Genomic DNA, 5,409 nt, shown 5'->3' on the forward strand with positions numbered 1-5,409 from the left:
ACGCGGCGTCACACTCGCGCGGCGTACCCGCGCATCGAGGCTCGCCATTTGGCGTGATGCAGCGCGTAAGGCGTGGTGATAGGCGGCTCTCCGATCAGCCAGACTGTCCCGGATGCCGCCGAGCGCCGAAGCCCAGGCCAGGCGAAACCACCTCGGCATCGCCACCTTGCAGCGCCACGGTGGACAAGCGGCCATGGCGGAGCGCCTGCTCCGCGAACTCGCCCAGCTTGCGCACCTTCGCCGCAGGCACCCCGCATGTAGCCAGGCGCTCCTCAAGCTCATCGGCGCGAAGCGTCCGCAAGCGCTGCGCGAGGGCCGTCTTGAGCGCAGCCGGATCGCGGGAGCGCACGAAGGCGACAGGCGATTCCGCATTTAGCGGCTCGGCGAAATAGGCCGGGTCGGTGGCCAGGTGGGATAGTTCGAGTACGTCGAGAAGCCGCAGCAACTGGCGCGGCGTATTGGCACCGAGCGAGATCCAGCCGTCGCTGGTAGCAAAGAAGTCTGCTGTCGGGCTGCCCGAATAGCCCTGGTTGCCTACCCGCGCGGGCGAGGTGCCATTGGTCAGCGCTTCGCAGGCAAAGGAGTACATCAACTGCATGGCCGCGCCGGTCATGGAGACATCGAGCTGGATGGCGCAGCCGCTGCGATCGCGTTCGCGCAGACCGGCCAGGATCGCCAGCGCGGCCTGCATGCCAGTGGCTGCGTCGACTACCGGGAAACCGGTCTTGATCGGCGGATCGTTTTCATTGCCCGCCAAGAAGGCCATGCCCGTGGCTGCCTGGATCACGTGGTCGTAAGCCGGCCGGCCGGACCAGTCGGCGCCTGCGCGGCCGTAGCCCTAGCCCGAGATGGAGCAATACACCACGCGCGGATTCACCGCGCGGACCGCCTCGACGCCAAGGCCAAAGCGCTCGAGCACGCCGGGGCGGAGGTTGTCGACGACCACGTCGCAGGTGGCGGCGAGAGCCAGTGCGTCGCCCGGCCCGATGCACTGCCCAGGTCGATGTCACGGCAGTCCTTGCCGGCGTTGAGGGCGAGAAAGCCCTGCCGGCCTTTCTCAGTCCGGCGCATCACATCGCCGCCATTGGCGTTTTCCATCTTCAGCACCTCGGCGCCGAGCTGCGACAGATAGAACGTTGCCAGGGGGCCTGCAATGACATGCGAAAAATCCAGCACGCGCACGCCGGCGAGGGGAGAGAACGAGAGATCTGTGGCGGTCATGGGTAGCTCACTGAAGCGAAATGTGGTTACGCTCGACGATCTGACGATACTTGGTCATCTCATCGGCGACGAAGCGATCAAAGGCTTCCGGGCTCGGCGTGGGGTCGATCACCGAACCCGCTTTCTGGTAGAAGTCACGCGTGGCCGGGTCATTCAGCGCCTTGAGAAAGGCAGCATGCAGGCGTGCGACCACCGGCTTTGGGAGCCCGGCGGGCGCCCAGATTCCGCTCCACGAATCGAGTGCGAGATCGGTTCGGCCCAACGCCTCGTTCAGGGTTGGCACTTGCGGCAGGCCGGGCAAGCGGTGCGCGGAGGTGACCGCCAGTGCGCGTACCTTGCCGTTCTCGATCTGCGGCACGGCGGTCGAGGCTACCGGGAAGCCGAGTGCCGCATCGCCTCTGATCAGAGCAGGCACGATCTCGATCGAACCCTTGTAGGGCACATGGACCAAGTCAATGGCGGCGGCGTTGGCGAGGGCGGCGCCCGATAAATGGGCGGCACTGCCAATGCCGCCGGATGCATAGTTGAGCGTGCCCGGTGCCTTGCGCGCCGCCGCCACCAGGTCCGCCACCGTGCGGTAAGGCGAGGTGGTCTTCACCAGCATCACCTGGGGACTGAAGCCGGAACGGATGATGTGGGTGAAGCCAGCGACGGGGTCGAATCTGACCGAGGGCTGCAGCAGCTTCTGCGTCACATGCGTGGAGGCGCCCAGCATCAGGGTATAGCCGTCAGCCGGTTGCTGGGCCACAAGTTCGGCGGCGAGGATGCCGCCAGCGCCGACCTTGTTCTCCACGACCACCGGCTGCCCCAGTTCGCGCGAGGCGGCTTCGGCCAGCTTGCGGGCCTGGATATCAGGCCCGCCGCCAGCAGCGTACGGCACGATCAGACGTAGCGGCCGGTTGGGAAAACTGGCTTCAGCGGCGGCTGCTGCAGGACTCACGGTAGCTGCTGCGGCGATCGCCATGCCCAAGCCGGGCAGGCATGCCAGAAGTTTGCCTATCAGGCGCATTGCTTGTCTCCTCAATCCGGAATGGATTCTTGTGCCAGCATTGTCGGAGCTCAATAATTTCCTGTAAATTATTAGTTCATGATCCAGTCATCACGTTTAGTTATGAGCAAGATATCGCCTCACGCCAGCAACCTGGCCCCGCGCAATGCTGCGCGCGCGCCCCGACTGGATCGCCTGCGCATCCGGCATTTGCGCTTCTTCGAACTGGTGGCGGAGCACGGGTCGCTGTCGGCGGCGGCAGAACGACTGGCACTCAGCCAGCCGGCAGCCACCAAGATGCTGCATGAACTGGAGGCCGCCTTCGGTGTGGAACTGGTAGCACGCACCACGCGCGGCGCGGCGCTGGCCCCCGCAGGCCTGGTGGCGCTGGACCGCCTGCGCATCGCACTCAGTGCGCTTGCGGCAGCGGCACAATCGATGGAAGAAGCGCCGCCGATACCGGTGGTACGGCTGGGCGTGCTGCCGCTCGTCGGCGTGGCTGCCTTGCCGAGGCTGCTGGCGGCTATTGCCGCGCGGCCCAACTGCCCAAGGCTTGTCGTGCACGAGTCCACCGTGGCCGGGCTGCTCGGGATGCTCGGCAGCGGTGACCTCGACTGCGTGGTCGGCCGCATAGGGTCCAATCTGGAAGCGCCTGTGGCGAGCGAGTTGTTGGTGACGCCGCTATGGGAAGAGCGTCTTGCCATAGCCTGCGCACTGGACCACCCGGTGGGTCGCAAGCGTATGGTCGGGTTGGCTGAACTACGCGAGCTGGACTGGGTAGTGGCGCCACGCGGCGCGCACACGCGCCAGGTGTTTGAGGAGCCTTTCCTGTCAATCGGCATCGTGCCGCCACGTCCCAAGGTCGAATCGTTCTCCTTTCACACCAATCTGTGCCTGGTGGCGAAAAGCAGGCTGCTTACCGTGGCCCCGGAAAGCGCGGTACGGCACTACGCGCAGCTGGGCATGGTGCGTCCGGTACGCCACGCTATCTCGTTCCCGGCGGGCCGCACTGTGTTTATCACGCGAGCGGATATGGCGGATTTGCCCAGCGTGATCTTGATCCGGGAGGGTCTGGTCAACCTGATGGCAGAGGCAGCAGCGGGAGGGCTAGCTTAAGCCAGCTACAGTAGTACCCACGTTTCATCGCCTGCGGGCCGCAAGCACACGTCCGCATGACGGTACAGCGCTGCTTTCGTCCGGAATGACCATAGCCCTCGGTCACTACGCTGCCAAAGAGGAAGATCGCGGGCGATCAGCGCCATCCTCAGAACTGGATCGAGGCTCGGCCAATGCCTTCGAATTCCGCTGTCACAAGGTCGCCGGCCGACGCGGCCAGAATTCCGACCCAGGTGCCCGTGGTGACGACGGTGCCGGCTTCAACGCTTCGGCCCGCGCGCGTGGCGTGGCGCAGCCAGGCCACCAGTCCATAGGCTGGATCGCCCAGGGCATGGGTGCCACGGCGCTCGACCGATTCCATGCCAATCTGCACCCGGCAACGCTGTGCCGCCCAGTCTCGCGCTTCGTAGTCACGCCACTCGCCAAGCACAAGCGCCCCGTGGGCCTGCAGGTCAGCCAGCTTCAGTAGCGCAGGTGCGGCGACGTACTGCTGCCAGCGCGAGTCGACGACCTCAATGGAGACCGCCATCGCGTCGATCAGCGCAGCCGCGCCCGGACCATCGAGGGCAGCCGCCTGCGCGGCGTCCACCCCGCGCCCGAGCCGCAGCGCGATCTCGGCCTCAATGCCGCGCCACGTGAACGGCCAGTCACCGGCATGCGCGGGGCTGGCCCACACCCCGGCGCAAGGGAGTTCAGCGTGTGTCAGTTGCGCCTCGCGTGAAGGCCCTCCGGATTTCCAGTACCCGGCGCCTGCCTTTTGCCAGCCAAGCGAGCGAGCCACGACCGACTGCACGGCGTAAGCCTGCTCCGGATTGTCAAGCGCCGTGGCGAAGCGCTCCGCGTCGGCACAACGGTGCTCGCGCCGGGCGCAAAGCAGGGCCTGCGCGACCGTATCGATGTTGGTTGATGTCATGTTTCGGGCAATTCCTTGAATGAAGGATTTAAATGACTCCGCGACTCGCTCGCGGCAAGCGCACGCAGCAGGCTGCGGCACGCCGCCGGTATCGGACCGATCACGGGAATGGCAAAACGCATGCTCAAGGCCTGGGCCGCCTGGCCCAGCGGGCCACCGCCTATCACCACCGCCTGTGCTCCGTCAGCTTCCACGCAGGCCTGGACCGTTTCTGCCAGCGCGGCTTCCAGCGCCGCCGGATCAAGACCAAGCATGCGAGGGTCGCCGCGGGTGAAACGCACACCGGTGTAGCTGGCATCGAGTCCGTAGCGCCGCACATTGGCTTCAATCGAGGACGCCAGGAATGGCGTCGTCGTGGCGATACCGAATCGACGCCCATGCTGCGCCGCTTCTCGCATGGCGGCTTCGCCGATACCCACCACCGGCACGGCTAGCCTGCGCCGAAGCGCGTGCGCGCCGGGATCGCCGAAAGCAGCGACGATGACAGCGCGAAAGCCTGCGCGCTGCGGACCGGCGCCGGGCAGATCCATGGCGCCCACCGCGTCCGCGGCCGCACGCAGATCTGCCTCGTCGACGATCATCGGCACACCACGTGCCATCGTCATGCCGCGGATCTCCAGGTCGCCGCCAAGAGTGGCACGCGCGATGTCAACCATCATCTGCGTGGTCGACTGCGACGTATTCGGATTGATCAGCAGGATGTGGTTCATCGCGATGCGCCTATCAGGAGCCGCTTGCGCTGGCCGCACTACCACCGACAGCGAGATCGGCTTCGTCGTCGGCCGCTGTCTCGCCCATGGCGCGGCCGAAGGTTTCCGGCGCGAACTGGACACTCAGCGCGAAAACAGCGTACATCGCGGCCAGCATGCTGAACATGCCGCCGACGCCGTAGGTTTCGAACACGCGGCCGCTGATCAGCGGTGTCAGTGCCCCGGCCAGCGTGCCGAGCGCCAGGATCAGGGAAGTGCCGAACGCTCGAACGTGGGTGGGATATTGCTCCGGCGCGAAGATCCAGATCGAGGTGTTGAGCAATACGACACAGAACGTGAAGGCCGCGCCGAACAGCAGCACCAGGGCGACGTTATACGTCAGGAAGCCGAAGCATAGTCCGGCCGCGCAAGCCATCCCGGCGCCTACCGTCAGCACGCGCTTGCGCGGGATGTGATAGCCG

The 5,409-nt window shown here is 65.9% G+C and carries 5 protein-coding genes and 1 pseudogene; 1 reads left to right on the forward strand and 5 read right to left on the reverse strand.

From position 1 onward, the window contains the following. Nucleotides 1-94: 94 nt before the first annotated feature. Together OR16_RS38035 and OR16_RS38040 are read right to left on the reverse strand one after the other, a co-directional pair. Nucleotides 95-1,221: pseudogene (locus OR16_RS38035) on the reverse strand (CaiB/BaiF CoA transferase family protein). A 7-nt stretch (nt 1,222-1,228) separates the two neighbouring features. Then, nucleotides 1,229-2,230, reverse strand: a complete 1,002-nt coding sequence (locus OR16_RS38040; protein WP_006164649.1) for a Bug family tripartite tricarboxylate transporter substrate binding protein — start codon at nt 2,228-2,230, stop codon at nt 1,229-1,231. A gap of 102 nt (nt 2,231-2,332) precedes the next feature. Here OR16_RS38040 and OR16_RS38045 point away from each other — a divergent pair, with 102 nt between their 5' ends. Then, nucleotides 2,333-3,325, forward strand: a complete 993-nt coding sequence (locus tag OR16_RS38045) for a LysR family transcriptional regulator (RefSeq protein ID WP_006164650.1) — start codon at nt 2,333-2,335, stop codon at nt 3,323-3,325. A 148-nt stretch (nt 3,326-3,473) separates the two neighbouring features. Here OR16_RS38045 and OR16_RS38050 read toward each other — a convergent pair whose 3' ends face one another. From OR16_RS38050 to OR16_RS38060, 3 genes are all read right to left on the reverse strand, one after another. After that, complete coding sequence (locus OR16_RS38050; RefSeq protein ID WP_006164651.1) at nt 3,474-4,238, reverse strand: fumarylacetoacetate hydrolase family protein; 765 nt, start codon at nt 4,236-4,238, stop codon at nt 3,474-3,476. After that, nucleotides 4,235-4,948, reverse strand: a complete 714-nt coding sequence (locus tag OR16_RS38055; RefSeq protein ID WP_006164652.1) for an aspartate/glutamate racemase family protein — start codon at nt 4,946-4,948, stop codon at nt 4,235-4,237. Before OR16_RS38055 ends, OR16_RS38050 begins: the two co-directional genes overlap by 4 nt. Nucleotides 4,949-4,961: 13 nt before the next feature. After that, nucleotides 4,962-5,409, reverse strand: a 448-nt coding sequence (locus OR16_RS38060) for an MFS transporter (RefSeq protein ID WP_006164653.1), incomplete at its 5' end; no start/stop codon positions are given.

The organism is Cupriavidus basilensis OR16 (assembly GCF_000243095.1).
Lineage (GTDB): Bacteria > Pseudomonadota > Gammaproteobacteria > Burkholderiales > Burkholderiaceae > Cupriavidus > Cupriavidus basilensis_D.

Coding starts and splice junctions, on each gene's coding strand:
- OR16_RS38050 (WP_006164651.1), bottom strand. CDS start 4,238: ATGACATCAACCAACATCGATACGGTCGCGCAGGCCCTGCTTTGCGCC.
- OR16_RS38040 (WP_006164649.1), bottom strand. CDS start 2,230: ATGCGCCTGATAGGCAAACTTCTGGCATGCCTGCCCGGCTTGGGCATG.
- OR16_RS38045 (WP_006164650.1), top strand. CDS start 2,333: ATGAGCAAGATATCGCCTCACGCCAGCAACCTGGCCCCGCGCAATGCT.
- OR16_RS38055 (WP_006164652.1), bottom strand. CDS start 4,948: ATGAACCACATCCTGCTGATCAATCCGAATACGTCGCAGTCGACCACG.